This window comes from Puniceicoccaceae bacterium, assembly GCA_040224245.1.
Lineage (GTDB): Bacteria > Verrucomicrobiota > Verrucomicrobiia > Opitutales > JAFGAQ01 > JAKSBQ01.
On sequence record JBEGIR010000094.1, the window covers coordinates 1 to 26,281 of the forward strand.

Below are 26,281 nucleotides of genomic sequence, written 5' to 3' on the forward strand. Positions count from 1 at the left end.
CAACAACGCTGGTGTTGACGCTCTGGTCCGGCGAGTGCTTGCCTTTCGCAAGCGTCATCCAAGCTCTCCGGGCATCGTGGGTATCAACATTGGAAAGCAAAAGGAAACGCCCATTTCTGAAGCCACACGGGACTACGTGCACTGTTTCGACGCTGTCGCCGACCTTGCCGACTATGTAGCCGTCAACATTTCAAGCCCCAATACACAGAATCTCCGTCAATTGCAGGATCGTGAACCCCTCGAAGCTCTGCTAAAAAGTCTGAACGAGCGCAACAATCAGCGCGAAAAGGCAGGCAAGCGCAGGGTACCCACGCTGCTGAAGATCGCTCCAGATCTGAGCGCCGCCCAACTGGAAAGCATGGTGCAGCTCGTGGTCGAATCAAACTGGCACGGCATGATCGCCACCAACACCACCATTGATCGCACCGGGGACAATGCCGGATACGAATTTCCCGGAGGACTCAGCGGTGCGCCGGTTCGGGAGCGCTCCACTGAGGTGATTCGCAAGATCCACCAGCTGACGAATGGAAAACTACCCATCATCGGGGTGGGTGGAATTGAAACGGGTGCTCATGCACAGGAAAAACTGGATGCTGGGGCGAGCCTGATTCAGGTTTACAGTGGATTCATTTATCAGGGACCTTGCATGATCAAGCGCATGCTCGCGCAGATGCGCAGCTGACTGCAGCTTTCGCTTCGCCGCTCAACTGCAATCCCTGAGATCGTCATCGAAAGAACACCCACTCATGCAAAGCAGGTGGGCCCTGCCGGGCGCACAAATTGAAAAAGGCGACCTCTGAAGAGATCGCCTTTTGAAAGGAAGGGTATCGACTACCCTGCGGTAGAACGCGGACTTATTTTCGATCCACCCAGCGCTTGATCTGTTTGATCTCCCACTTGGCTTTGGATCCTCCGATTTCGAGTTCCACCTTATCCCCCGCCCGGCTTCCAATCAGATTTTGTGCCAGCGGAGTCTTGTAGGAAATAATGTTGGACTCTGGATCACTGTCCCAGGCGCCCAGAATCGAATAGGTCTGCGTTTGCTTGCCGGAAGCCAGCACCACCACAGAACCCACCGAAATCTCATCCTCTGTGGCATCGGAGAAATCCGTCACCCGAACACGTGCAAAATCCGCTTCCAGCTGCGCCTTGCGTGCCATGAGTGTTGTCTGATCCTCACGCGCCATCTTGTATTCCGCATTTTCACGAAGATCTCCGTGCTCGCGTGCCACTTCAATAGCCTTTTTGTTCTCGGGAATCTTTCGCGTGATCAGATCCTCATACTCGTTCTTCTTCTCGTCGAGACTCTCCTGTGAAACCAGAAGACTCGCATCTTTGTTGTCGGAACTGCTCGACTCACGGTCAGCAACCAGCCCCTGAATGGACGGGAAGACACGAATGAAGCGAACCAACAGCGATTTTTTGGTCAGGTCTTCAAAGCCCTGGTTGAGCATCAAAGTCTGCGCCAGGTCCCGCGCGGTTTCCTCAGTCGCATCGGAAAGGATCTCCGGAACCAGCGTCTCATCATCGATCACCGCATCTGCGAGAGGAATGCGACGAGTGCTGGCATTCTGCAGCGATTCAAAATCAATCGCAAAAAAGATAGCCTTGAGAAAGCGGGGATTCACAAACGGCTGAATCATTCCACCATACTTACGACTGGTGCGGTTCTTGAGCATCCACAACAGGATGGGGCCGCGAATCGTCTGATCGTTGAGCCATCGGTCAAGCGACTTTGCGAGCAGATCCTGTTTTTTGCGGTCCACAAGGAACTGCGTGCATTCATTTGTGAACTTGCCCTCACTGTGCCGCACGAGCGTGATCACGATGTCTTCCCACTTGTCAGGGTAAACGCGGGTGAGCAGGTCGAGAAAGCGCTGGTAATAGGCAGCTGGCAATTCCTGGGCGAGCTTGATCAGGTCCTCCTCGCTCTCCAAGATAATGGAGGCAGAGGTGGGAAGCAGGCTTTCGACATCGGTATGGGTGTCGCGGGCCAAATCGTTGCGCACCCAGACTCCATGCAATCGCTCGGCCTGAGAAAGAATGCGAGTCTCAATGATCGCATCGGTAAGCGTCTTCAATACATCCGGAAGGTATTTTTTCAGTTCCGACTTGTCATTGGAAAGTGCAAAAAGGCGCTCGGCCAAAAGGATCTTCTGCTTGCTCTGCTGGGTCGCATAAAAATCCTCCATGATTTCCTCCTCGGGCGTCACTGGCTCTTCCCGAAGTTCGTAAGGGTCCGTCTTTTTCGACGGAACGGCAATCCTCGGATCCTTGACCAGCGCTTTCTTGGTCGCCGTCCACCACTTCCGGGCCTTGGCGGTGTCCATGAGAAATCCGAGCTGACGTTCAATTTCTATCGACGAAACGGTACGGTTGGGAGATTGGGAAAGGATGCGGATGATCAGCTCAACAGGCTTGCGTTTGATCAGCTCCTGAATCGCATCAGGATCCGTTCTGGACTCAACCAGAATGTGGTTTTCCGGGAGAATCTCAAGCTTCCCAACACAGAATGCGGGATCCATGGAATGGCCTTTCTTTCCCTCTTCAAAATCGAGAATCAACCGCTTCTCAGTCGCATCATAATCGACGATCTTTCCAAATCCCCAACTTCGGTGGACACAATAGGTTCCCGGCTGCATCAATGCCAGTTCTTCCCGAGCGTTCTTAAGCTTAGGATTCCCGGCAATTAACTCCTCAATTTCCTCAACATTCATAAATGGTTACCAATAGTCTGCTTGCAGATTCCAAGCGCATTATTCAATACTTTTCCCCGCAACTGCAACTTCTTTTCTGGAAGCGTTCCTGACTGGTGTTCGTCACTGGCACACTCCTGGACCTTTCAACACCAATCACACGACAACTTGAAAACCCCACCGAGCAACCTGTCACACTGGAATGGACTCCTCGATTCCATCAGCGCATTCCTGCGTGACCCGCAGGCCCTGCGATTGGACCGGATCAGCTGGTCAGGTGAAGGAGTCGAACAGCGTTCTGCCTATCACTCGCTGCTGCAAATTGTGCGAAATCGAACGCTCATCGAACATTTGATCCGCGAGCACTCCCGTCGCATGCCCAAGGCCCGTCTGCATGCCCTGCTCGCACTGGCGATCATACAATTTCTCGAATCCGATGATACGGAGGCCACCCGCGCCAAGGTCGTGCACCACAGTGTGCGGCTCACCCGCGAACTCTGCTCTCAGCCCGAAAGCCGATTTGTCAATGCCGTCGCCCGCGCGATCAGTGAGCATCTGTCGCAAACGCTACAGCTGTTGGATGCGCCCGAACACTGGCATGTGCGCTACAGTCATCCCCGCTGGCTTGTCGAACGCTGGATATCACAATTCGGCAACAAAACCACCCGGCTGCTGCTGCAATGGAACCAGTCCATTCCACACACCTATGTGCATGATCTGCGCAGGATATGCCAGACAGAGCAATCCCTCCGGAATCCCGAAGAACTCCCAAAGCTGACAGCAACGCCATGGTCGGATTTCCATGTGTTGGAAAAAGCGGGACGGGCCAACATCGAATCCCTCCTGAAGTGGCCCTTCTACATCCAGGATCCTTCAACCCGTATCGCTCCATCCCTCTTCGAACCTCCCTCAAATCGTGCATCGATCCTCGACACCTGTGCAGCTCCGGGAGGAAAAAGCCTCCACCTGTTGAAACGACTCGCCGATAATGGCCATGCATGGCAGCGCTGGATTGCGACAGATTCCTCCCCCGAACGCTTGAGAGTGATGGAAAACAATCTCGAACGCCTCGGAGTCAAGGGTATTGAAACCTCCTGTGTGGATTGGCTGAAGCCACTGCCCGAATCCCTGGCATCACTCCGCTTTGACTGGGTCCTGCTCGACGCCCCGTGCTCCAGCGTGGGGGTGATTCAGCGTCACCCCGAAATTCGCTGGAGGCTGCATGCCGACGATTATCAGCGACTGCCTGTCCAACAGCTTGCCCTGCTTGAGCAATGCAGCCGCCTGGTTCGGAAGGACGGTCAACTCGTCTACAGCACCTGTAGTTTTGATCCCGATGAGAATGAGCGAGTCATCGAAGCGTTTCAACAAACGGCGCAGGGGCGTCATTTTGAGGTGAGGACTGGCCGTTCCCTGTTGCCACATCTGGAAGGACATGACGGTGTTGGGGCTTTTCTCCTGCGCCGAAAGGCAGACGCGCTAAGTCCCAGTGGTGAATGATTGGAAAAACTGCAAATCCGGCAGTCAACAAACCGTATTCGGGCTTGAGTTCTCAAAAGGGTGTGGAAGATTGGTCACATGACCAAACGGATCTTCAAATTCCTGCTCCAAAATACGTTGATCGCCCTCGTCTCCACGGCTTTCATGTTTTTCCTCCTCATTGCCCTGATCGCCGGCCTTGTGAGTTCGTTCGCAGAGAAACAACCCTCCTTCCCCAAAGAGGCAGCGCTCACCTTCGATTTGGGAATGAACCTCGTCGACACGCCCCCCACTCCAACGCTCGAGTCCCTTTTGATGGACGCGATTGGCGAGGGAACTCCTCCGGTCTACCATGTTCGCGACATGATCGAAACCCTCGAACGCGCAGGACAGGACCGCCGCGTCAAGGCTCTCTTTCTGCATGGGTCACTGCAATCGCTCAACTACGCCTCATCATTCCCGGCATTGAGCGAACTGCGCGAGGCCATCATTGAATTCAAAGCCAGCGGAAAACCAGTCATCGCCTACAGCGTTTACCCCTCCACCCGCGACCTTTATGTGATGAGCGTAGCAGACGAGTTCTACCTCAACCAATCAGGCGCCATCATGCTGCCCGGCCTTTACAGTGAACCCATGTTTTTCAAGGACGCGCTCGACAAATTTGGCATTGGTGTGCAGGCGATTCGAGTGGGTGCCTACAAATCAGCTGTCGAACCCTACACCCGTACCAACCTGAGCGATGAAGCACGAGCCGCATCCACCCTTCTGTTGAACGAGCTGTGGCAGGAGATTCTGAGCGACATTGCAGAGGCACGGGAAATGGACCTGCAAGCAGCAAACCAATTGCTCGACAGTCAGGCGATTCTCTATGCTCAAGAGGCAGTAGAAGCCGGATTTGTCACGCGCATTGCAAGCCATGTTGAGGTGCGCAACCGCATGTCGGAACTGGTTGGCAAGGAGACGCATGGAGATACCTTTCAGCAAATCGGGCTAGCCGAATACGTTCTGGAGAAAGACCAGTTTGGGAGGAAACCCAGCGGAGAAGGAATCGCCGTGGTCTATGCTGAGGGAGCCATTGTCGGCGGCGAGGGAGAGGAATATGAAGCCGGCTCCGAGCGCATCGTTCGCAACCTGCGCAATGCACGACAGGACAGCTCCACCCGCGCCATAGTCTTTCGGGTCAACAGTCCCGGAGGTGGAGCGACCGCTTCCCAGATCATTCAGGATGAATTGCTCGCCATCAAGGAGCAGGGCATTCCGCTCGTGGTTTCCATGGGGGGGTATGCAGCGTCCGGTGGCTATTTGATTTCCCAATCCGCCGACTACATCATTGCACATCCACATACCGTCACTGGCTCCATCGGGATTTTCGGTCTGTTGATGAACATCGGCGAGGGTGCTGGCATGCTCGGAATCACATTTGATGAAATCAAAACCACGCAGAACTCCGACCTTCTCAGTATTTCGAAACCCAAGTCTGAAGCACAGTTGGCCATGATCCAGACCTACCTTCAGGAATTTTACGACGAGTGGACTACCAGTGTCGCTTTCCACCGTGAACAAGAGGTTGACGCCATCCGCTCAGTAGCAGGGGGCCGAGTATGGTCGGGAGAACAAGCCGTGGAACTCGGACTCGTGGATGCCCTTGGAGGCCTGCAAGACGCGATTGCTCATGCTGCCGAGATGGCTGAACTCGGAGAGGGATTTGCGGTCTATGACTATCCTCGCAAGCTGTCACCAGACGAAGCGCTGTCACATGCTCTAGGACTGCAAAGAGCACTTGCATCTGCTGCAAACCGATCCCGTTCCCCATCGGTTTCCGAGATTCAGAACTGGCTGCAGGAAGTTGAACAACACCTTTCCCTGCTCAGCGATCCGGGCGGCGCATATGCCTACCTTCCCTTGCGCTACCGCTGAGTGGAGCATAACCGCAGCCACTCCGCAGGCGCATCTGCAACCTCAAATCCCAATCGCCGAAAACAGCAACGTCTCGCTCAACACCTGTGCATGGGGTTCGAGCATACGGCGATTCTGCGGGTGAACTGTAACTGGCTCGACCGGTTCGGACTCGGTGACTTCACCTTCACCCTGCATGGACTCAATCAATTCACCTATGTCGAGGCGCTGGCTTGAAATTCCGAGTGAAGCCAAGGCCTGGCGCTGCATCCAGCGATACTCCGACATCGACAACCCCTCGCGGTTGATGGCTTCAATCTGCACGCGCTTTGCCTCGCTGAGGGGCTTCACAAGCTTCCCAGAAACGCTGATCAATTTTCGAACCTTTGCAAAATCACTCATTTGCTCAAGCTCCCCGACCAGCGTCTTCTGCGTCTGGAGAATTTCTTCAAAGTCCGGCCCCAATGACTCCTTGATCCGGGTCTGAATGTAAACGAGGGATTCCACTTGCTCCAGCGACATCAGGCCATCCTCTGGTGGCGTAAACCGGGTTTGATTCACGACTTCGTTCTCGATGAGTGCGATATCGGCAAATTTTTTGATTCCATCATAGGAACCCTTCACCAATTTATAGCCGAAAAATCCGGCAACCCCCAGAAACAGGATGGCCACTAAAAGGGTAATACCACAACCTGCACCCAGAAGAGCGCAGCCGGAACCATTTTTTTTGGATTGGGTCATATCAGAGTACAGAGTTAACAGCGTTTCTGAGAACGATCTTAGCGCAAAGCGTATTTTCCACAACCCCTTCTTTCATTTTGGTTCCAGAATCACCCGGGAACAACGGGCTTCCCAGTTTAGGCTTGTTTTGTTCCACACCACGGCTTTTCATTCAGCTTTTTCCATCTGACTCAACCGCTATGTCAACCGCGACCCAACGCACCCATCACTGCTCAGAGCTTACCCGGGATCACAATGGACAGGAAGTCTGCCTTGTGGGCTGGATCGATTCCATCCGGGACCACGGAGGTGTTCTCTTCATTGATCTTCGAGATCGGAACGGACTTACCCAGGTCTTGATGCACCCCTCCAAGCAGTACTCCGTGGAATTGAGCGCATTGAAACCGGAATCCGTCATCGGAATACGGGGCATTGTCGAACCGAGAAGTGCCGAAACCGTCAATCCGAACATGGTGACGGGTGAGGTCGAAGTCCTGTGCGAAACCCTTCACGTCTTCAATATCTCACAAACTCCTCCCTTTCCGCTCGACGACGAAAAGGCGAAAAAGGTCGGGGAAGACCTGCGACTGCGCTACCGCTATCTTGATCTGCGGCGCCCGTCCATGCAGCACGCACTCAAAGTTCGGCACCGGGCTTCCAAAATCGTGCACAACTATCTGGACCGACAGGGTTATCTTGAAGTCGAAACGCCCTATCTGTTCAAGAGTTCCCCTGAAGGGGCACGCGAGTTTCTGGTGCCCAGTCGCCTGAATGTCGGAGAATTCTATGCGCTTTCACAGTCACCGCAGCAGATGAAACAGATGCTCATGGTGGCGGGACTTGAAAAATACTACCAGATCGCACGCTGCTTTCGCGATGAAGACCTGCGCGCTGACCGGCAGCCGGAATTCACCCAGATCGATATCGAGGCCTCATTCGTTCAGCGCGAGGATATCTATACCCTGATCGAGGGCATGCTCAAGGAACTCTGGAAGGAGATCCTCGGCATTGAAATCCAAACACCCTTTCTCCGGTTGACCTATCAGGAAGCGATGAATCGTTTTGGGTCTGACAAACCGGATCTGCGCTACCCCTTTGAGCTGGAGGATTTTTCAGAGGCATTCCGAAACTCGGCCTTCAAGGTATTCCAATCCGTGATTGCATCAGGCGGAGTCGTCAAAGCCATCAACATCAAGGGGCTTGCCGACATTACCCAAGGCGAACTCAAGGCGCTTGAGGATACTGCCAAATCCCTTGGGGCAAAGGGTCTGGCCTTTATCAAGGTCGAAAACGGGGAATGGAAATCCCCGATCCTCAAGTTCTTCTCCGATGCGGAAAAGCAGCAGTTGCAGGAAACCCTGCACATGGAAGACGGTGACATCGTGTTTTTTGCCGCAAGTGACTGGCAGACCGCCTGCACCATCCTGGGACGCATCCGTCTCGACTCCGTTGCGCTGCTGAAAAAACGAAGCATACTCACGGTTTCTCCTGACGACTACCAATTCCTGTGGGTGGTGGATTTCCCCCTCATGCTGCGAGACGAAGAAACAGGTAAGTATGCCGCTGCGCACCATCCGTTCACGGCTCCGTTGGACGAAGACATCCCCTTGCTCGACAGCGACCCCAAATCCGCTCGAAGCAAGGCATACGACTGCGTGCTCAATGGAAACGAAATCGGAGGGGGAAGCATCCGTATCCATGAAATGAGCACTCAGAAGAAAATTTTCGAAAACGTGCTCGCCATTCCCGAAGATATTGTGGAAAGCCGATTCGGCTACATGCTTGAGGCCTTCAAATACGGTGCTCCACCACACGGAGGGATCGCTCTCGGATTTGACCGATTGATCACGATCTTGACGGGTAAGGATGTGATCCGCGACGTCATCGCCTTTCCAAAGACACAAAAAGGCCAGGATCTCATGGCAAAATGCCCGGGGCCGGTGGAACCCAAACAACTTCGGGATCTGCGGATTCAGACAAGCAAATAAAGCGAGCTGGAACTAAAATTCGATGATCAAAATCGATCATCGGCGTGGATGAAGGGTGTTTTTCTCAGGAAAAACGCCCTTTTTGTTGATTGGCATGCCATGTGCATAAGGGGTCGTCGCTTGACGACAAGTACCCCACGACGGGGTCTCTGAACCATACTACTAGATTGATTCCTTATGATAGCACTACTGAAAAAGAAGCGACTCATCCATGTCTTCTCAGGGATACTTCTGGCGAGTTTTCTCTTTTGCATGAACCTGCAAGCTGAGGACATTGTCGCCGAAGCCGCAGAAGCCGTCGAAGCGGCAGCAGCGGCTGCCCCCGATGAAGATTACCTCGCCCTCGTTGCTAAATATGGAGAAACCTTTGATTTCTTCACCATCAGCAACCTCTGGACTCTGATAGCTGCCGCACTGGTATTCATCATGCACCTCGGCTTTGCCACGCTCGAATCCGGTCTCACCCAGTCCAAAAATACTGTCAACATTCTCTTCAAGAACGTTTTCATCATCTGCATGGGTCTGCTGGCCTATGCCGCCTGGGGCTTTAACGCGATGTATCCCGGAGATTTCAACGGCTTTTTTGCAATGGGAAGTCCATTGCTGGCTGCCGACTATGGCGGAACAGATTTTTCCTACGGCGGAACAGGACTGTGCATGACCGGATGGTCTGACTTCATCTTCCAGGCCATGTTTGCTGCAACCGCAGCCACCATTGTATCCGGTGCTGTTGCCGAACGCATCAAGCTGCCAAGCTTCATGGTCATCGCAACCATTCTGGTGGCCGTCGTTTACCCGATCTCTGGCTCCTGGAAGTGGGGCGGAGGCTGGCTCGATGCCAACGGTTTCTACGACTTCGCCGGCTCCTCGCTCGTGCATGGTTTTGGTGGATTTGCAGCACTGGCAGCTGTTTTGGTGCTCGGACCCCGCAAAGGGAAATACCTTCCGGGAGGCGGCATCAAACCCATCCTGGGTCACAGCATGCCACTGGCAACCATCGGCGTCTTCCTGCTGTTCCTGGGCTGGTTCGGATTCAATGGTGGATCGGTGCTTTCAGCTGACCCTGAACTCGTATCCCTGGTCTTTGTCACCACAGCACTCGCAGCAGCAGCAGGTGGACTGGCGACCATGTTCACCGCCTGGATCGTAGGAAAGCGTCCGGATCTCTCCATGTCGCTCAACGGCATTCTTGCAGGTCTTGTCGGTATCACCGCAGGTGCGGACTCCATGGGTCCCTGGTCGGCAGTTTTTGTCGGCGCAATTGCAGGTGTAATCGTGGTCTTTGCAGTTCTGTTCTTTGACCGCATCAAAATTGATGATCCAGTGGGTGCGATTTCAGTACACGGAATCTGCGGAATCTGGGGAACCGTCGCCGTCGGTATTTTTGGCGGAGGCAGTCTGCTGTGGCAGATTATTGGCGCACTTTCAGTTGCCGTTTTTGCCTTCACGGTCACACTGGTGATCACACTCGTGGTGAAAGCTGCGATGGGACTGCGCGTGTCTGAAGAAGAAGAGTTTGAAGGACTTGACATCGGCGAACACGGACAGGAAGCCTATCCCGATTTCGGACCCAGCTCGCACTGATCCAGAATCGGCATTTATCTTGAACTAACCAAAGAGTTAAAATAACATTGATTCATATGAAACTCATCGTAGCCATCATCAAACCCTTCAAACTTGAAGAAGTGAAGGAAGCCCTTTCCGAAATCGGCATCGAAGGAATGACTGTCACTGAAGTCAAGGGTTTCGGGCGCCAAAAAGGACATACCGAAATCTATCGTGGCAGCGAATACTCCGTTGATTTCCTCCCGAAAGTCAAAGTTGAGATCGCTGTCCCAGACGACATCGCAAAAAAGACAGTCGAAACCATCGTCACCTCGGCAAAAACCGGAAAAATCGGAGACGGCAAGGTCTTTGTGATTCCCATCGAAGAAAGCATCCGCATCCGCACTGGGGAAGAAGGCGAAGAAGCCCTTTGACGATTACGCGCGGATCCCAGATCCAACTGAAACAATCTACAAACACACAAAGAGCTGGTTCGGAAATCTCCGGACCAGCTTTTTTTTGCAACGACTCAACTCAGGCTGGAAAGTGTCAGTGTCCCTTACGACAAGCGCTCCGCGTTCGAATCAGAGTGAAAGTCCACTGGCCGCAGGCTCATCCACCAGCCAGACCACTTTCCCGGGGAAGCGGTTCATCAATCGAATGGGAATCTCAGAATAGGAGGCTGGCTGAGTATCAAACACCCGTTTCAACGCATCTGCCTTGCCTTCACCCATGACCAGGATCACGATCCGGGCACAGGCTTCCAGGCCTCGTGGCGTGATCGTCAGGCGTCCTCCTTTTCCCGGAACCTCCAGTGCTGCAAACAGTCGGTGATCGGAATCCATGGAAGCTAGATCGAGCAACGGGGAACCCGGAAAGAGGGAAGCTGTGTGGCAATCGTCCCCCATGCCGAGCATACAAAGGTCGTAAGCCTTGCCTTCTCCGAAACTGAGCGACCAGAGTTTTTCATACCAGAGTGCCGCTTCATTCAGGGTGCGTCCGGTATCCCAGGGAAAGCGGTGGTCTGGAGTGACCCCAAGCGGATCGAGCAGCAAGCGCTCTGCATTTCCATAATTGCTCTCGTCTGAAGCAATGGGCACATGTCGTTCATCACTGACCGAAAAAATGATGTCGCGTTTTGCTTCTGGTAGCCTTGAGTCATGGGCCGCCAGCCAACGAAACAATGCCTTCGGGCTCGATCCGCCGGTCAGCGCAACGCCAGGGGGATACGGCGTTTGCTCTACCACCTCCCTGAGCAAGGCTGCAAAGGTTGTGAAAAGTTCCTCTTGTGAACCCACCCGAACTTCGCCGAGGGGAGTGTTGCAAATTTTCATAATGGCAAGGGGATCAACGAGATTTTAACGGAGAATAGGCGGTTTTCCCGGTTGTTCAACCCAGAGATGCTAGCCCACGTCGAATTCGCTCGATTCCCTCACGCAACTGGCTTCGCGGACAACCAAAATTCAAGCGCACAAAACCTTCACCCTGAAACCCGCTGCCTTCGGAAAGACCGACACCAAAACGTTCAAAGTAGGCAGCTGGCTGAGCCAGATTCAACTCACGCGCATCCAGCCAGGCCAGGTAGGTGGCATCCATCGGGTAGAGCTTCAGTCCCGGAAGTGAGGCATGCACGGTTTCGTAAAGATACTCCCGGTTTGCATCGAGATAGGACAGCAGCTCCCTGCGCCACGGTTCTCCATAGCGGTAGGCCGCTTCACATGCCGCATATCCCATACAGTTCACCTCCGTAAGGATCCCGCGGATGGATCCCTGAAACGTTGCGCGCAATGACGCGTCAGGGATAACGAGATAGGCGCAGGCCAATCCGGCAAGATTGTAGGTCTTGCTAGGGGCAAACATCACGATCAGGCGTCGGGCGAGTTCAGAACCCAGCGAACCTGCACACACGTGGGCTTTGTCGTTCAGAATCAGATCACAGTGGATCTCATCGGACAACAACACCAGATCGTGTCGCACCATCACTTCGGCAAGCCGCTCCATTTCCGTGCGGCTGAACACCTTGCCAACCGGATTGTGTGGATTCGAAAGAATGAGAATGCGGCTTCTGGAATGCACCGTCGCTTCCAATCGGTCAAAATCGATTTCCCATTCCTCCGTAGCCTCGTTCAAAACCAGCGGAATGGGCTGCAGTTCCTGATCCGCATACTGGGGAGCAGTCAGAAAGGGATAATAGACCGGAGTGAAGGTGAGAATACCATCACCGGGTTTTGCAAAAGCGCGGCACGCCAGATTGATCGCAGGCACCAGTCCCGGCGTCCAGACCAGCCATTCCGCCTGCACCTTCCACTGATGACAGCTTTCCAAATAATCCAGAACCGCATCGGTGCAGTGCTTCTCCGCCAGGGTATATCCGAAGACGCCATGGTCCACGCGTTCCCGCATTGCCTCAATCACAGGTTCAGGAGAACGAAAATCCATGTCGGCAACCCAAAACGGCAAAATGTTCGTTCCCGCGTATTTGTTCCATTTGAGACTGCCGGTATTCCGGCGGTCGATATTCACATCAAAATCTATCATATCCTCAAAGGTTCCATCAGATCGAGCACCCAACTTCACACCCTGTCGTCTCGACGGGCTTCGCTGCCATCCCAACAATTATCCATCCAGTCTGCAACCTCGGGAAACCCCATGGCTTTGATTTTTTCCCAGAACTGCACGGCAGTCCAGCCCCGCTCCCGATAGGACCGAATGCTCTCGGAATCAAACGATTTTGCGAGTCTCACTCCTTTGGCATCCTTTACCAACGGTCCATGATACCAGGACGGAGGAGGGCAACCCAGTTTCTCATACACAAGCAATTGTCGCGCTGTCGATACCAGGAGATCTTCGCCACGAACCACTTCATTGATGCCACCCTGGATGTCATCCAGAACCACTGCCATTTCATAGGCTGGCATCCCGTCCTTCGACCAAACCAGAAAATCTCCAAAATCCCGACCCGCTACATAAGATTTCGAGCCTGAGCGCAAATCGTGAAACCGCACCGCTTCCCCGAACGGAACCTTCCAGCGCCAGTTCATGCGAAAACAGTTTCCATCCGAATCGGGCGTCCAATCCTGCAGGCATTCCGCTTCCCGAAGTTCGGGCGGAAATACAATCTCCCCATCTGGAGAAAGCTGCGCCGAAGGATGTTCGCGTAACTCGCGGCGACTCACCTGACTCGGATAAATCCAGCCCGCACGCGCCCATCGTACCAGTTCCTGCTGATAGCGATCAAGCTGCTCGCTTTGCTGCACAAAGCCCCGGGCATATCCGGGTTGGGGATCCCACCCAATGCCAAGCCATTCCAGATCATCCAGAATCCCATCCACGTATTCGCGCTTGCAGCGATTCAGATCCAGGTCTTCGATACGCAGGCGAAGCAATCCCCCGGCCTGGCGGGCACGAAGACTGGCAAGGGCAAAGGTGCAGGCATGGCCACTGTGCAACCATCCACTGGGTGTTGGTGCGAGCCGCCCTACATATCCGGGTTGCGATACACGCTGGTTCCTCATAAGATGCAAACGATTCGCGAGTTGCCCGAAAGTTTGGGCTTGAAATCAACACACATTCCGGTATTGAACATAGTTTCACTTGTTTTACCACCACCATCCGAGACAATCCCTACCTAAGCCATGGCCAAAGCATCGTCCAGCAAAACAGCACTCACCACCGACCCGAAGGAACGCAAAGCCTCCCTCGATCTCGCCGTCTCCTCCATCAACCGTCAATACGGTGAGGGCGCACTCATGCGCCTCGGTGACGCATCCAAAATGAATGTCTCCGTCATCTCCACCGGATCCGTCGCCATCGACCTCGCCCTGGGCGTGGGAGGATTGCCACGCGGTCGTGTCTCCGAGATCTACGGACCGGAGTCGTCGGGGAAAACAACGCTCTGTCTGTCCATCATCGCACAGGCGCAGCGCCAGGGAGGCAATGCCGTATTCATCGACGTGGAGCACGCGCTTGACCCCCGTTACGCCAAAATCGTCGGCGTCGACCTGGACAGCCTCATGGTTGCCCAACCGGAAAGTGGTGAAGACGCGCTCAACATCACCGAAACCCTCATCCGCTCCGGAGCGATCGATGTGATCGTTGTCGACTCTGTCGCTGCTCTGGTTTCCAAAACCGAACTTGACGGCCAGATGGGTGACACCACGGTGGGCTTGCAAGCTCGCATGATGAGTCAGGCCATGCGACGACTCACCTCCGTGATTTCCAAAACCCAGTGCGTCTGCCTGTTCACCAATCAGATTCGCGAAAAAATCGGAGTGATGTTTGGAAACCCGGAAACACAGCCTGGTGGTCGCGCACTCAAATTTTTCGCGTCCGTTCGCATGGACATTCGCAGAATCGGCCAGATCAAAAAACCTTCCGGTGAAGTGATCGGAAATCGCACGCGCCTGAAGATCGTGAAAAACAAAGTGGCAGCCCCCTTTACCGAATGCGAATTCGACATCATGTACAATGAGGGCATTTCCAAAACAGGCTCACTGCTCGACCTCGGCGTCGACCACAAAATCCTCGAAAAGAAGGGAGCCTGGATCTCTTACAAGGGCGATCTCATCGGTCAAGGCCGCGAAGCGGCCAAACAGTATTTGATGGAAAATCCGGCCATCGCTGACGAACTGACACAAGCCATCATGGAAAAAGTCCATGTTGAAGTCGGTTCCATTCTTGCAAAAGGAGAAGAGAATACTGACGGTAAGGGAGATTAATCCCTGAATTTCCATGACCGACACCATCGTCGCCCAGTCGACGCCCCACGGAATATCCGCACTTGCGCTCATTCGCGCAAGCGGACCAGACTGCCTCGCCATTGCAGAGAAATTGCTTCGGCAGTCTGACCTCTCCACCGCGATTCCCCGTCAGGCAACTTTTTCTCGCCTACGGGATGCTTCAGGCAACCTGATTGATGAAGTGGTTTGGATCTACTACGCCGACCAGGCATCCTACACGGGCGAACCCATGCTCGAAATCATGCCACATGGGAATCCGATCATCTGCAAAAAGATCATTGCCACCTTCATCGATCTCGGTTGTCGACTGGCGGAACCGGGAGAGTTCACACAGCGTGCATACCTCAATGGAAAGCTAAATTTTTCCCAAGTCGAGGGAGTTTTGGATGTCATTCATGCTCAATCAGATAGAGCACTTTTCTACGCCCGGAAGCACCTGACAGGCGAGTCTGGAAGATTGATCAAGGGGATCGTCCAGGAATTAACATCCATCCGGGCAGAAATTGAAGCCTACATCGACTTTCCCGAAGACGAACTGCCACCTGAAGATCAGGCAGGCCCCTTGATGCGCATTCGACACCTGCTCGAAACACTCTCGCATTTTGAATCCACAGTGCGAAGCCGGGAAGCGATCCAAAATGGAATCGATACCCTGATCATCGGTGCGCCCAATGTTGGAAAAAGCAGTCTAATGAACGCATTGGTCGGTCATCGACGTGCATTGGTAAGTGACCAGGCAGGCACCACCCGCGACTATATTGTCGAGCGTACTTTTGTCGGAGATTATCTGATCAATCTTTTTGACACCGCAGGACTCAACACGCATTCCCTGGATCAACTCGAAAGCGAGGGCATCGAACGCACTTTGGAATTGATCGAACAAGCGAGCTTTTACTTGATTGTGCTCGATGCAACCCAACCCGAGCCGCAACTTCCCATCGAAGTGACCCAGGCCCTCAACCCCAACAATACACTCGTGCTGGCAAACAAAATGGACCTTCCGTCCGCCCACAAGCACAACGACTTTTTGCCAAATTTCCCTCACATCGGCATCTCCACATTCGACCATCAAAGCATTCTAAACCTGCTGGATGAGTGGAAGAAAAGAATCGAGCAGGATCTCGATACGCATGAAGAGGAAGATGTCATGTTCAACCATCGACAAGGCAGTTTCATCCGGGAGGCACACAAAGAGCTTTCCGAAGCGCAACGCATCCTGCGAGAGTCCCAGGCAACAGAACTTGCCGCATTTCATTTGATCGCAGCATCTGACTCCCTGGTCCGCATCAATGAACGCGTCGACCATGAAGCCGTGCTCGATGACTTGTTCAAGCGATTCTGCATCGGGAAATAGGAACCTGGCTTGCACAGCAATCCCGTTCAATCGTAGATTGAAATCCATGAATGACTTTGATTTTACCGGTGCATCGACGCCGTATGATGTGATTGTCTGCGGCGCAGGACACGCTGGCTGCGAAGCTGCGTTGGCAGCTGCACGAAAAGGCGCCAACGTCCTGTTGCTGACCGGAAATGTCGATACCATTGCCCAAATGAGCTGCAACCCAGCCATTGGCGGGCAAGCCAAGGGTCAGATTGTGCGGGAAATTGACGCCCTTGGGGGAGAAATGGCGATCAATACCGACACCACTGCCATTCAATACCGCCTGCTCAACGCCTCAAAGGGACCAGCCGTTCAGGCACCGCGCGCACAGTGCGACAAAAAAGCCTACCAGTTTCGAATGAAACACCGCCTGGAGCACACCGCCAACCTGACACTCTTTCAGGCCATCGCCAACGATCTGCTCGTCAAAGGGGATCGCATCACAGGCGTCGGCACCAATCTGGGCATCTCCTTTTTTGCCAAAACTGTCATCCTGACTACGGGCACCTTCCTTCAAGCCATCATGCACATCGGTTCCAACCGAACCGAAGGTGGACGCATGGGAGATTTCAGCGCCAAAGGAATTTCCGGTCGCTTGCAGGAACTCGGAATTGAAGTCGAACGCCTCAAAACCGGAACACCCTGCCGCATTCTTGGAAGAACCATCAACTTCGAAAACCTCACGGAACAAAAGGGAGATCCTGAACCGACCTTCTTTTCCTTTTTCGATTCTCGCGAATCCGATTTTGACATGTTCCACGTGGAACAATCTGGCGAACAACTCTCCGGATGGACACCGGGAACCAATCAAGTCTCCTGCTGGATGACCGACACCACGGCAGAAACAGAAGCTGTCATCCAGGAAAACCTTCACCTTTCTCCACTCTACGCCGGCATCATTCAAAGCAGTGGGCCTCGTTACTGTCCCAGCATCGAAGACAAATATGTGAGATTCGAGGGCAAACCCACTCATCGGCTTTTTCTCGAACCCGAAGGTCGTCATACCAATGAGTGGTACATCAATGGTCTTTCCACCAGTCTGCCTTTCGAAGTTCAGCTGCAAATGCTGAAAACCATACCCGGTCTGGAACAGGCCAAAATCACCCGCCCGGCCTATGCCGTGGAGTATGATTTTGCAATTCCAACCCAACTACTGCCGACCTTGGAATCCAAGCTTATCGAAGGTCTGTTTTTTGCGGGACAAATCAACGGAACATCAGGCTATGAAGAGGCAGCCGGTCAAGGATTGGTCGCAGGTTGCAACGCAGCCAACAAGGTCCTGAACGCAAATCCTCTCTTGCTGGCACGGCACGAATCCTACATTGGCGTGCTCATCGACGACTTGGTGACCAAGGGAACCAAGGAACCCTACCGCATGTTCACGAGTCGCGCCGAATACCGACTCCTGCTCAACCACCAAAGTGCAGAGTATAGGCTCGCAGCACACGCTCAGCAGCAACAACTGGTTTCCGGGAAACGCATGCAGCGCATGCTGGAACAGCGGGATCACGTGATGCGGTGTGTGCAACAACTCGAAGAGGATCGCTACCAGAATGGCACCAAGGGGGACGCCGTGCGTCGCGGAACCCCGCTACATGAGGTCGAACCCGATCTCGCAAATCAGTCGAAAGAGGTTCGTGATTTGGTGGAGTATTTTGTTTCCTACAAGGGTTACCTGGATCGTGAGCAGCGCCATATCCAGAAATTCACAAACCTCGACCGCATCCACCTCCCATCAGATCTCAACTACCTGGCCATTCCAGGACTGCGCAAGGAAAGTGCACTTAAGCTATCAGAAATTCGTCCACTGACCCTGGCTCAGGCGTCTCGGATCAGTGGAGTTAATCCAGCCGACATTTCCATTCTGATGGTGTATCAGGAACGCAGCCATTAAGGAATCGCCATGTTCAAATTCGTTGGATTTGGCGATTCGACAAAGAGAAAAGATTCTGCATCATTCCAATCTGGAACCATCGATTCCACTCAAAACACCTGCCTTACGTCTTTCGTCGAATCCCTGCCAGCAGGCTGAGCAGGAACATGCATGCATGCACCCAGTCATGCCAGCGATAATAGAGTGTGGTCTCCCGAGTATGCTCGCTCCACTCAAAAACTCCATGCCCCCTGAAATAAATGCTGCCGTCCGCATCGCGCAATAGATAGCGGATTTGCCCCCAACGATCAATCCATCCACTCCAGCCCGCACTGCCGCAGCGCACCACTGAACGCCCGACTTCCACAGCTCGCAGAACCGAGTGAGCCGCATGAAAGTAAGCACCAAATTCCTCACCATACCAGACGTTGTAAGTTGCCACGTAGATCAAATCCACGTCCTCCAACTCATCCCCAAGCAACAATCCAGGGAAACAGTCTTCATAACAAACTAGTGGACTAATGTTCAATTCCCTTCCAGCCACATCCACCGAAATCACTACCTGCGAAGTTCCCCTTCCAAAATCACTGGGAATCGGAACAATCGTTTCGATTCCCGGAAAAAAGCGCCGAAACGGAATAAATTCCCCAAACGGAACCAGAATGCGTTTTGCATAAAACGGACCTTTCAGCCCCACATCCGGTCTGAGCTTCAATACCGCATTGTAGGAAATCCCATTCGCATCCACTGCCTGATTTCCAAAAACCACTGGAACCTTGAGAGCATGGCTCACCCAACCTTCCACTTCCTGCTGCATCGCTCCCCCATCATTGACGGCTGCCGGCAGGGTGCCCTCCGGCCAAAAGAGCAGATCCACTTCTGCTCCTTGTGTCAGGGCGTTGCTCTCCGTCCAGACATTGCGAACCGCCTCAACCATGCGTTCGTAATTCCATTGCAGATGTGGCTCCAAGTTGGGTTGCACCAATCCCATGCGAACCCCGGAATCCTTCTGAGAATTTTGCGCTGATGATTCGGATTGCGACAAGCGGAACCAGCCAAACCCCGCTATCAAGAACAGGCAACCCAGCGCGTAAAGCATTGGTTGAAGCATCAACCTGCACGTCATTCGTACTACACCAATGCAACGGAAAATCGATTGCGCAAACCACAGATTCACCAGCACCAGTAAAGCACTCAACCCATAGCCGCCCACGACACTCGAAATCTGCAACATCAGCGGAGACTGCCACTGCGTGATTGAAAAATGCGCACCCGGTAAACCAAAGGGTTGAGTCCGACACCATTCCAGCACTGCCCACAACGCGGCGAGTCCCACCACTTGCGTGATACGCAGCTTTGCAAACCCTTCGCACCCTTGCCGACCCGTGTTCCACCACAACACCCACATCCAAAGAGCATGAATGAAGGCAAACCCCGCCGCGATTCCCAGCACAGCAACCCAACTCACATGACGGAGCCATAGGATCAGTGCAATCCACCGAATCCATTCCACCGCAAAGACCCACAGCAAAAAGCGAGAGCCGCGTTCGATCCGACGCATGGCAAGGAACAGTGGAACCATCGACACCCATGCCAGCCAACCCAGGTCAACTCCGGGAAAGGCGGAAAATGAGAGGAGAACGTAGAGAAGGAACCACCCAAGCCTGCACATCATGCCATACTCTTTTGAGTCAACCCCTGCCTTTTGGCAACCGCAGAACTCTGACGACTAAGGCAACTCCTGAGGAATCCACATCAGGGATTCGCGTCCTGCCTTTCCCCATCCTGAGGAATCTCAGAGGTAGCACGATCAACCCTTTGCACCGACTGCAACTCCGCGTAAAACGATCCGACCACCACTTTGCTCTGGATGCGAAGTGGCACCCGCTGCTCATCGGCAGAGAACCACATGAGAATGTTCGAGTCCTTGCTCTTCTGAAAGACACCCCTCAACTCCTTGGTGTTGGGTTCGACCTTGATGGCCTCCCTTTTTCCCATGGCACCTTCAAAAGAGACCAGCCCTTCTTGTCCAACGTCAATGAGCAGCGACTTCTTCCCATCGGTGGCAGGAAGGGTAACCACACCCGGCTCGGCACTGACGATCTGCCGGAAGAAAAATACCACAGAAAGCGGATCCCAAGTCCCTGCTTCAATCTCCACCGGCTCCTTTGTCTCTTCCCCTTCACGCTGGTAACTTGCAGTCATGCTCTGCCAGTCAAATGTCACCGTGGCTTTCCGACGTGTCTTTCCCTCGCGCTGATTCAACTGGTAGCGAACCGGACGCAGATATTGAACAGATACAAAGGAATCAAAGCGGCTTCGCACCTTGTAGATGGAATCAGCAAAACCACTCGTTCGCACTTCCAGGCTAAGGTGAAAACATGCTTCCCCGTCAACTTCACGAATGGGGAGAATCCGCAACACTCCGGACCCCACCTCAAAGGGTCCCCATTTCAATGTGTATTGGAGTTCTTCGCCGACCCGATGAAAGGGAAATGAACTGCGCACCACCATCGCATCCGACCCAGCGGGAGCCGCGACCAAGGGCATGACAGCCCCGATGATGGAAATCAGCATGGTGACAACGACTTTCATACTGCAAAGACGAGGCCACCCATGCGATTTATTCAATTCCGTTCCATGCCGGAGTTCCTCAGGGAAGGGGATCAATTTTCCAAATGTCCTCGCAATACTCGCGGATCGTTCGGTCACTTGAAAACTTTCCAACCCTAGCGGTATTGAGAATCGCCATTTTGGCCCAGCGCGCACGGTCCAGGTAAGCACGTCCTGCCGCCTCCTGCGCCTCACAATATGCCGCATAATCGGCAAGCACGAGGTAAGGATCGCCCTGCTCAAGCAGACTCAAGCGAATCGGCCGAAACGCATCTTCCTCATCTGGCGTAAAGTTCCGGGAACTCAACCAGTCCACCACCGCGCGCAACTCGGGATCTCGGTAGTAGTGATCCCAGGGATTGTAACCGTCTGCCTTCAGCGCATCCACTTCTTCGACCCGAAGTCCAAAAATAAAGATGTTCTCCGAACCGACCTCTTCCTCGATCTCCACATTCGCGCCATCCAGCGTGCCCATCGTGAGTGCTCCGTTCAGGGCGAGCTTCATGTTTCCGGTTCCCGAAGCTTCCTTGCCAGCGGTTGAAATCTGCTCGGAAAGATCAGCTGCAGGAATAATCGCTTCTGCAAGGGATACACGATAGTTGGGAAGGAACACGACCTTCAGCTTTCCCTGGATGCGCGGGTCGTTATTGATCTTTTCACCCACCTTGTTGATCGCCCGGATGATATTCTTCGCCAGGTCGTATCCCGGGGCAGCCTTCGCACCAAAGATGAAAACACGCGGCGCAATATCCAGATCGGGATTGTGAACCAACTTCCGATACAGCGAAAGAATGTGCAACAGGTTCAGGTGCTGCCGCTTATACTCATGCAGTCGTTTGATCTGCACATCGAACATCGCAGCCGGATCCACCTCAATCCCGGTTTCAGCCTTGATCACCTCAGCGAGCCTGCACTTGTTCTCGTGTTTCACCTGCATGAAACGCTTCTGAAAATCGGCATCATCGGCAAATGCCTCGAGACCCTTCAGCTGGTTTAAATCATAGGGCCACTGATCGCCAATTTTTTCGGTGATCAACTCCGACAAGCCCGGATTGCAGGCCAACAACCAGCGTCTCGGGGTGATGCCGTTTGTCTTGTTGCGAATCTTGCCCGGATACAGTTGGTCAAATTTCTGGAAGAGATCTTTCTTGAGCAGCTCCGTGTGCAGCGCAGCTACCCCATTTACCGTATGACTGGCAACGACCGAGAGATACGCCATGCGCACCATGCGGTAGTCACCTTCCTCAATGATGGAGAGCGCGGCCTTCATGCCATCATCTCCTGGCCATTTGGCATCCACAGCTTTGAGAAACCGTGCATTGATTTCAAAAATGATCTGCAGATGACGCGGTAATACCTTTTCAAACAGGGCTACACTCCAGCGCTCGAGTGCCTCGGGCAACAGCGTGTGGTTCGTATAGGAGAGCGTTTGCGTCACGAGTTTCCACGCCTCATCCCATTGCATGCCAAAATCATCCAAAAACACCCGCATCAACTCGGGAACCGCCAGGGCAGGGTGGGTGTCATTGAGCTGGATCGCCACCTTTTCTGCAAAGGCTGTCCAATCGTCGTGCCGGTTTCGGTAGCGACGGATGATGTCCTTGAGCGAACAGGCAACGAAGAAATACTGCTGAACAAGACGCAACTCCTTGCCCACCTCGGTTTTATCATTCGGGTAGAGGACCTTCGAAATGGTTTCGTCCAACGCCTTCTGTCGAACAGCCTCCACATAGCCGCCTTCATTAAAGGCCGACAGGTCAAGCTCGTTGGAAGACTTCGCCTCCCACAAGCGCAGAAAATTCACGGTGTTGCCTCCATATCCGCAAATGGGAACATCGTAAGGAACTCCCTCTACCACACGTCCTCCAACCCAGCGCGGCTGATAATCACCTTCGTCATTGTAGGAGTGCTCCACATGTCCATAAACGCGAACCGACTGTGAATACTCTGGACGAATCACTTCCCAGGGATTTCCAAACTGCCGCCAATTGTCAGGGTGCTCGATCTGGTGACCATCCACAAACTCCTGCTTGAACAAACCAAACTGATAGTGGATTCCATACCCAACAGCGGGGATATCCAACGTCGCAAGCGAATCCAGAAAACAAGCTGCCAAACGTCCGAGACCCCCATTCCCGAGACCCATGTCCAATTCTTCGTTGACCAGATCCTCCCAGTTCAGGCCGAGTTCTTCGACTGCGGACTTCACTTCGTCAAGGATCCCTGCATTCACGATATTGTTCTGCAGCAACCTTCCCATGAGGTATTCAAGACTCAAGTAGTAAACCCGTCGCGTATCCGCTTCGTTGTGACGCTTCATCGTCGCTGAAAAACGACTGAGTACCACATCTTCCACCGCCTCACAAACCGCAATCCACCAATCCCGTCGCGTCGCCGTTCCGGTATCGCGAGCCAATGTGAATTTCAGATGCGCCAGTACTGCATCCTTGAATGAGTGACCGCTGCCATCAGCGTACACCATGTGTTGCAAGCCACTTCCCGCAGCGGGATTGCTCTGCTTCTTATCAGATTTCATAGACCCTCCCTTGGATCGTTCGGATCAGATTTTCAGGGCATTTTGCTTACACCCCAAAAGCTTCTCCTGAAGTTATTGGTAGTATTTGATACTCTCCAGACGCTGTATCCAGATCTGTGTCGTATCTGTCGATTCCAGTTGCCGGGTGAAGTCTTCCACCACGCTATCCTGGTCGTTTTCCAGAGCGATCACAATGCGTTTGAACATTGCTTCCGCCCGTATCCCCTCTGCAAATTGATCTTGTGCAGCCAATGCCTCAAGCACGGCTACTGCACCCTTGGAATCACCGACCTTGCGCAGACTGCTCGCCTGACCCAACAGGGCGATTGGCAGCAAATCGGTGTCTTCAAGTCCTTCGGCAGCATTTGCATACAACTCTGCTGCTTCCGCAAAATCTCCCGTTTCATAGGCTTCTTTTCCTGCCTGCAAGTAAGCAAAGGAGGCAAGCGCATGACCCTTGTGCGAATTGGCAAAATCCATTTTCGCATCCATGGTTTCCAGTTTCGAAAACTGGTCCTTCAATGATGCTTCTCTCGAACGGGAATACTGCTTCCATCCCTGCACTGCCAGGAACGCAACCAACACCACAACCAGGTAGGTTAGCAGGCGCGCGCCGTGGTCCTTCCAGAACCGATACACATCTTCAAAGACACCCTCTGGCACATCCGATGCGGTGGACGCTCCCTGTGGGAGTTCAATACCAGTGTCTTGGGCCTCAGGCCGCTTGTTGGATTTCGAAGGATCTACGCTCATGAAGCTGCTAAAATCTCAGGAATTCCTCCATGAAGTCAATGGAATTCAGGTCTTCACGCATTGGCCAAAAAATCCCCTCCTGGAAATTTCCACGAGGGGATTCGTTGACGTTAAGATGGGAGAAAAATGCTCCGAACCTCAGAATGAAGCAGAGAGTCCTACTGAGAAGTAAAACCCGTCGTCCCAGTTTCCACCGGTCAGTTCGCTTTCACCATCCTGATAGTTCAAGCTCGCAGAGAAAGATGCGTTTTCAGCAAGGCTCAATCCGTATCCAATCGAAGCCGTGTAATACATGGCACTGTCACCTTCATCGGGAGATACCAAGCCTGCAGCAACTCCGAAGTCAAGCGATGAGGTTTCATCGATTGCTACGCTGTAACCCAAGCTTCCCTCAACGCTGAGCACCTCAAGCGTCACATCATAATAAACATAGAGGGCAGGTGAAAGCGGAGCATCAAAGGACACACCCAGATAACCTTCGTATGTTGCCGTATCCCCTTCATCAAGATCCGGATATACATAGGCGGTCAGTCCCACATCAAGCGCAACCGTCTCACTCAGGGCAATGACATAGCCGCCGTAGAAATCGATTTCATTTCCATAAAGCGTATCGTCATCAGCGGCAGCAAAGGGTTGGGCAGTCCACACTCCCAGATAGAAGTCTCCGTCAGAATATTCAATCGCAGCCTCAATGATTGAATCCGCAAGCTGCACGCCACGGAAATAATAATCACTGGTGTAAGCGGTGCTGATCTCGACAGCCGCATTCAAGGAAGCGGCAGCGAGCAGTGTTGAAATGGCAGTCAGGATAGTTTTCTTCATATAGATTGGTTTGTTGCTTATTAATCGTAGGTTCCCGATGGTCAAAGCTCACCGGGAACGGGACACCCGCATGCAACAGCCGTGCCAAACCTCCAAAAAGTCATTTTTTCAGCCCTAAAGCTTCAACTTGGACGCTGCTGGTCAATTTCTTGCAGCTTCAGCTCGATATCAGCATTTTCAAGTGCCAGCACAATTTCGTCGATTTCGCCCTCCATCACCTGGTCAAGGCTATGCAGCGTCAAACCGATACGGTGATCCGTCACCCGACTTTGAGGAAAGTTGTAGGTGCGGATTCGCTCACTGCGATCTCCCGAACCGACCTGCTGCTTGCGCTGTGCCGCATATTTTGCGCGCTCTTCCTCCTGCTTGCGTTGCAGCAGGCGCGAACGCAGCACCATCAGCGCCTTTGCCTTGTTCTTGTGCTGGGATTTTTCATCCGCACAAGTCACGATCATGCCCGTCGGCCGATGGAGCACCTGGACCGCAGAGTCAGTGGTGTTCACACTTTGCCCACCCGGTCCGCTGGCACGACAGACCGTGATTTCCAGGTCCGCAGGCGCGATCTCCACATCAACTTCCTCCGCTTCCGGCAATACCGCTACGGTGGCAGTCGAGGTGTGAATACGGCCATTTGTTTCGGTGACCGGGATGCGCTGAACGCGATGCACTCCACTCTCGAATTTCAAGCGCTTGAACACCTGTTCGCCCTTCACAAGAAAGGATACCTCCCGAAACCCACCGGATTCTGAAGGATTCGATCCGAGATTCTCAATTTGCCACCCCTTGCTCTCCGCATAGCGGCAGTACATGCGGTACAGGTCCGCAGCAAAAATGGACGCTTCATCCCCTCCGGCACCTCCGCGAATTTCCATCACAGTATTGCGGTCATCGCTCGGATCCGGGGGAACCATGGCAAGCAAGAGCGCCTTTTCCTTTGACTCCCGCTCGCGTTCAAGCTCCGCCAGCTCCACTAGCGCAAGCTCCCGCATCTCCTCATCCAGATCTCCTTCATCCAGCAATTCGCGACTCCCCCGGAGTTCCTCCGAAATCGCGTTCAGACGATCCTCCAGCTCAAGGATACTCTTGATTTTCAAATGTTCGCGCGAGAATTCAGCAGCCTTTCTCGGATCCTGGTAAACCTCACTGGATCCGAGCAACTGCTCAAGTTCCGCATACCTGCGTCGAAAAGGGTCTAGGGATGGAATAATTTGCATCGATTGAGTTCACATCGAGTCCTGAA

20 protein-coding genes are annotated in these 26,281 nt (G+C 53.3%); 9 read left to right on the top strand and 11 right to left on the bottom strand.

The features are described from left to right. Positions 1-682 (top strand): dihydroorotate dehydrogenase (quinone) (pyrD, locus tag ABQ298_15740; GenBank protein MEQ9825837.1); only part of this gene is annotated, 682 nt, incomplete at its 5' end. Between the two features lie 172 nt (positions 683-854). Here pyrD and ABQ298_15745 read toward each other — a convergent pair. Next, positions 855-2,717 carry a GreA/GreB family elongation factor gene (locus tag ABQ298_15745; GenBank protein MEQ9825838.1) on the bottom strand — a complete coding sequence of 621 codons (1,863 nt, stop codon included), beginning with the start codon at positions 2,715-2,717 and terminating at the stop codon, positions 855-857. A 147-nt stretch (positions 2,718-2,864) separates the two neighbouring features. On the opposite strand from ABQ298_15745, the gene ABQ298_15750 reads away from it, so the two are divergent. After that, positions 2,865-4,196, top strand: a complete 1,332-nt coding sequence (locus ABQ298_15750) for an RsmB/NOP family class I SAM-dependent RNA methyltransferase (GenBank protein MEQ9825839.1) — start codon at positions 2,865-2,867, stop codon at positions 4,194-4,196. Between the two features lie 78 nt (positions 4,197-4,274). Beyond that, positions 4,275-6,092: a signal peptide peptidase SppA gene (gene sppA / locus ABQ298_15755; protein MEQ9825840.1), complete on the top strand. Its 1,818-nt coding sequence runs from the start codon at positions 4,275-4,277 to the stop codon at positions 6,090-6,092. Positions 6,093-6,134: 42 nt separating this feature from the next. Here the strand turns inward: sppA and ABQ298_15760 are convergent, their stop codons facing one another. Further along, positions 6,135-6,812, bottom strand: coding sequence for a hypothetical protein (locus ABQ298_15760; GenBank protein ID MEQ9825841.1), 678 nt, complete (start codon positions 6,810-6,812; stop codon positions 6,135-6,137). A gap of 179 nt (positions 6,813-6,991) precedes the next feature. Here ABQ298_15760 and aspS point away from each other — a divergent pair, with 179 nt between their 5' ends. From aspS to ABQ298_15775, 3 genes are all read left to right on the top strand, one after another. Then, entirely contained in the window at positions 6,992-8,779 is a 1,788-nt protein-coding gene (aspS, locus tag ABQ298_15765) for an aspartate--tRNA ligase (protein MEQ9825842.1), read from the top strand. A gap of 177 nt (positions 8,780-8,956) precedes the next feature. Beyond that, a complete protein-coding gene (locus tag ABQ298_15770; protein MEQ9825843.1) occupies positions 8,957-10,363 on the top strand; it encodes an ammonium transporter in 1,407 nt (468 codons plus the stop codon). Positions 10,364-10,419: 56 nt separating this feature from the next. Next, the gene (locus tag ABQ298_15775) at positions 10,420-10,758 is read left to right on the top strand and encodes a P-II family nitrogen regulator (GenBank protein ID MEQ9825844.1); all 339 of its coding nucleotides are present in this window, start codon (positions 10,420-10,422) and stop codon (positions 10,756-10,758) included. 150 nt (positions 10,759-10,908) lie between these two features. Here the strand turns inward: ABQ298_15775 and pgl are convergent, their stop codons facing one another. Genes pgl through ABQ298_15790 form a run of 3 tightly spaced genes read right to left on the bottom strand, consistent with a single transcriptional unit; the run spans position 10,909 to position 13,839 of the window. Then, positions 10,909-11,658 (bottom strand): 6-phosphogluconolactonase, encoded by a 750-nt coding sequence (pgl, locus tag ABQ298_15780; GenBank protein ID MEQ9825845.1) that lies wholly within the window; start codon positions 11,656-11,658, stop codon positions 10,909-10,911. A gap of 55 nt (positions 11,659-11,713) precedes the next feature. After that, positions 11,714-12,862 carry a PatB family C-S lyase gene (locus ABQ298_15785; GenBank protein MEQ9825846.1) on the bottom strand — a complete coding sequence of 383 codons (1,149 nt, stop codon included), beginning with the start codon at positions 12,860-12,862 and terminating at the stop codon, positions 11,714-11,716. Positions 12,863-12,897: 35 nt separating this feature from the next. Continuing rightward, complete coding sequence (locus ABQ298_15790; protein MEQ9825847.1) at positions 12,898-13,839, bottom strand: glutamate--tRNA ligase family protein; 942 nt, start codon at positions 13,837-13,839, stop codon at positions 12,898-12,900. Between the two features lie 120 nt (positions 13,840-13,959). Here ABQ298_15790 and recA point away from each other — a divergent pair, with 120 nt between their 5' ends. From recA to mnmG, 3 genes are read left to right on the top strand one after another with little or no spacing between them, the layout of a single operon-like run. After that, the gene (recA, locus tag ABQ298_15795) at positions 13,960-15,042 is read left to right on the top strand and encodes a recombinase RecA (protein MEQ9825848.1); all 1,083 of its coding nucleotides are present in this window, start codon (positions 13,960-13,962) and stop codon (positions 15,040-15,042) included. Between the two features lie 13 nt (positions 15,043-15,055). Next, positions 15,056-16,417, top strand: a complete 1,362-nt coding sequence (gene mnmE / locus ABQ298_15800) for a tRNA uridine-5-carboxymethylaminomethyl(34) synthesis GTPase MnmE (protein MEQ9825849.1) — start codon at positions 15,056-15,058, stop codon at positions 16,415-16,417. A 46-nt stretch (positions 16,418-16,463) separates the two neighbouring features. Next, positions 16,464-18,338 (top strand): tRNA uridine-5-carboxymethylaminomethyl(34) synthesis enzyme MnmG, encoded by a 1,875-nt coding sequence (gene mnmG / locus ABQ298_15805; GenBank protein MEQ9825850.1) that lies wholly within the window; start codon positions 16,464-16,466, stop codon positions 18,336-18,338. A gap of 103 nt (positions 18,339-18,441) precedes the next feature. Here mnmG and lnt read toward each other — a convergent pair whose 3' ends face one another. The 6 genes from lnt to prfA form a co-directional block, all read right to left on the bottom strand. Continuing rightward, a complete protein-coding gene (gene lnt, locus ABQ298_15810; protein ID MEQ9825851.1) occupies positions 18,442-19,992 on the bottom strand; it encodes an apolipoprotein N-acyltransferase in 1,551 nt (516 codons plus the stop codon). Between the two features lie 80 nt (positions 19,993-20,072). Next, complete coding sequence (locus tag ABQ298_15815) at positions 20,073-20,912, bottom strand: DUF3108 domain-containing protein (GenBank protein MEQ9825852.1); 840 nt, start codon at positions 20,910-20,912, stop codon at positions 20,073-20,075. A gap of 58 nt (positions 20,913-20,970) precedes the next feature. After that, positions 20,971-23,412, bottom strand: coding sequence for a glycogen/starch/alpha-glucan phosphorylase (locus ABQ298_15820; protein MEQ9825853.1), 2,442 nt, complete (start codon positions 23,410-23,412; stop codon positions 20,971-20,973). Positions 23,413-23,538: 126 nt separating this feature from the next. Next, positions 23,539-24,219, bottom strand: a complete 681-nt coding sequence (locus ABQ298_15825) for a tetratricopeptide repeat protein (GenBank protein ID MEQ9825854.1) — start codon at positions 24,217-24,219, stop codon at positions 23,539-23,541. Positions 24,220-24,357: 138 nt separating this feature from the next. Next, positions 24,358-25,041 carry a TorF family putative porin gene (locus ABQ298_15830; GenBank protein ID MEQ9825855.1) on the bottom strand — a complete coding sequence of 228 codons (684 nt, stop codon included), beginning with the start codon at positions 25,039-25,041 and terminating at the stop codon, positions 24,358-24,360. Between the two features lie 122 nt (positions 25,042-25,163). After that, a complete protein-coding gene (gene prfA / locus ABQ298_15835; GenBank protein MEQ9825856.1) occupies positions 25,164-26,255 on the bottom strand; it encodes a peptide chain release factor 1 in 1,092 nt (363 codons plus the stop codon). Positions 26,256-26,281 lie beyond the last annotated feature (26 nt).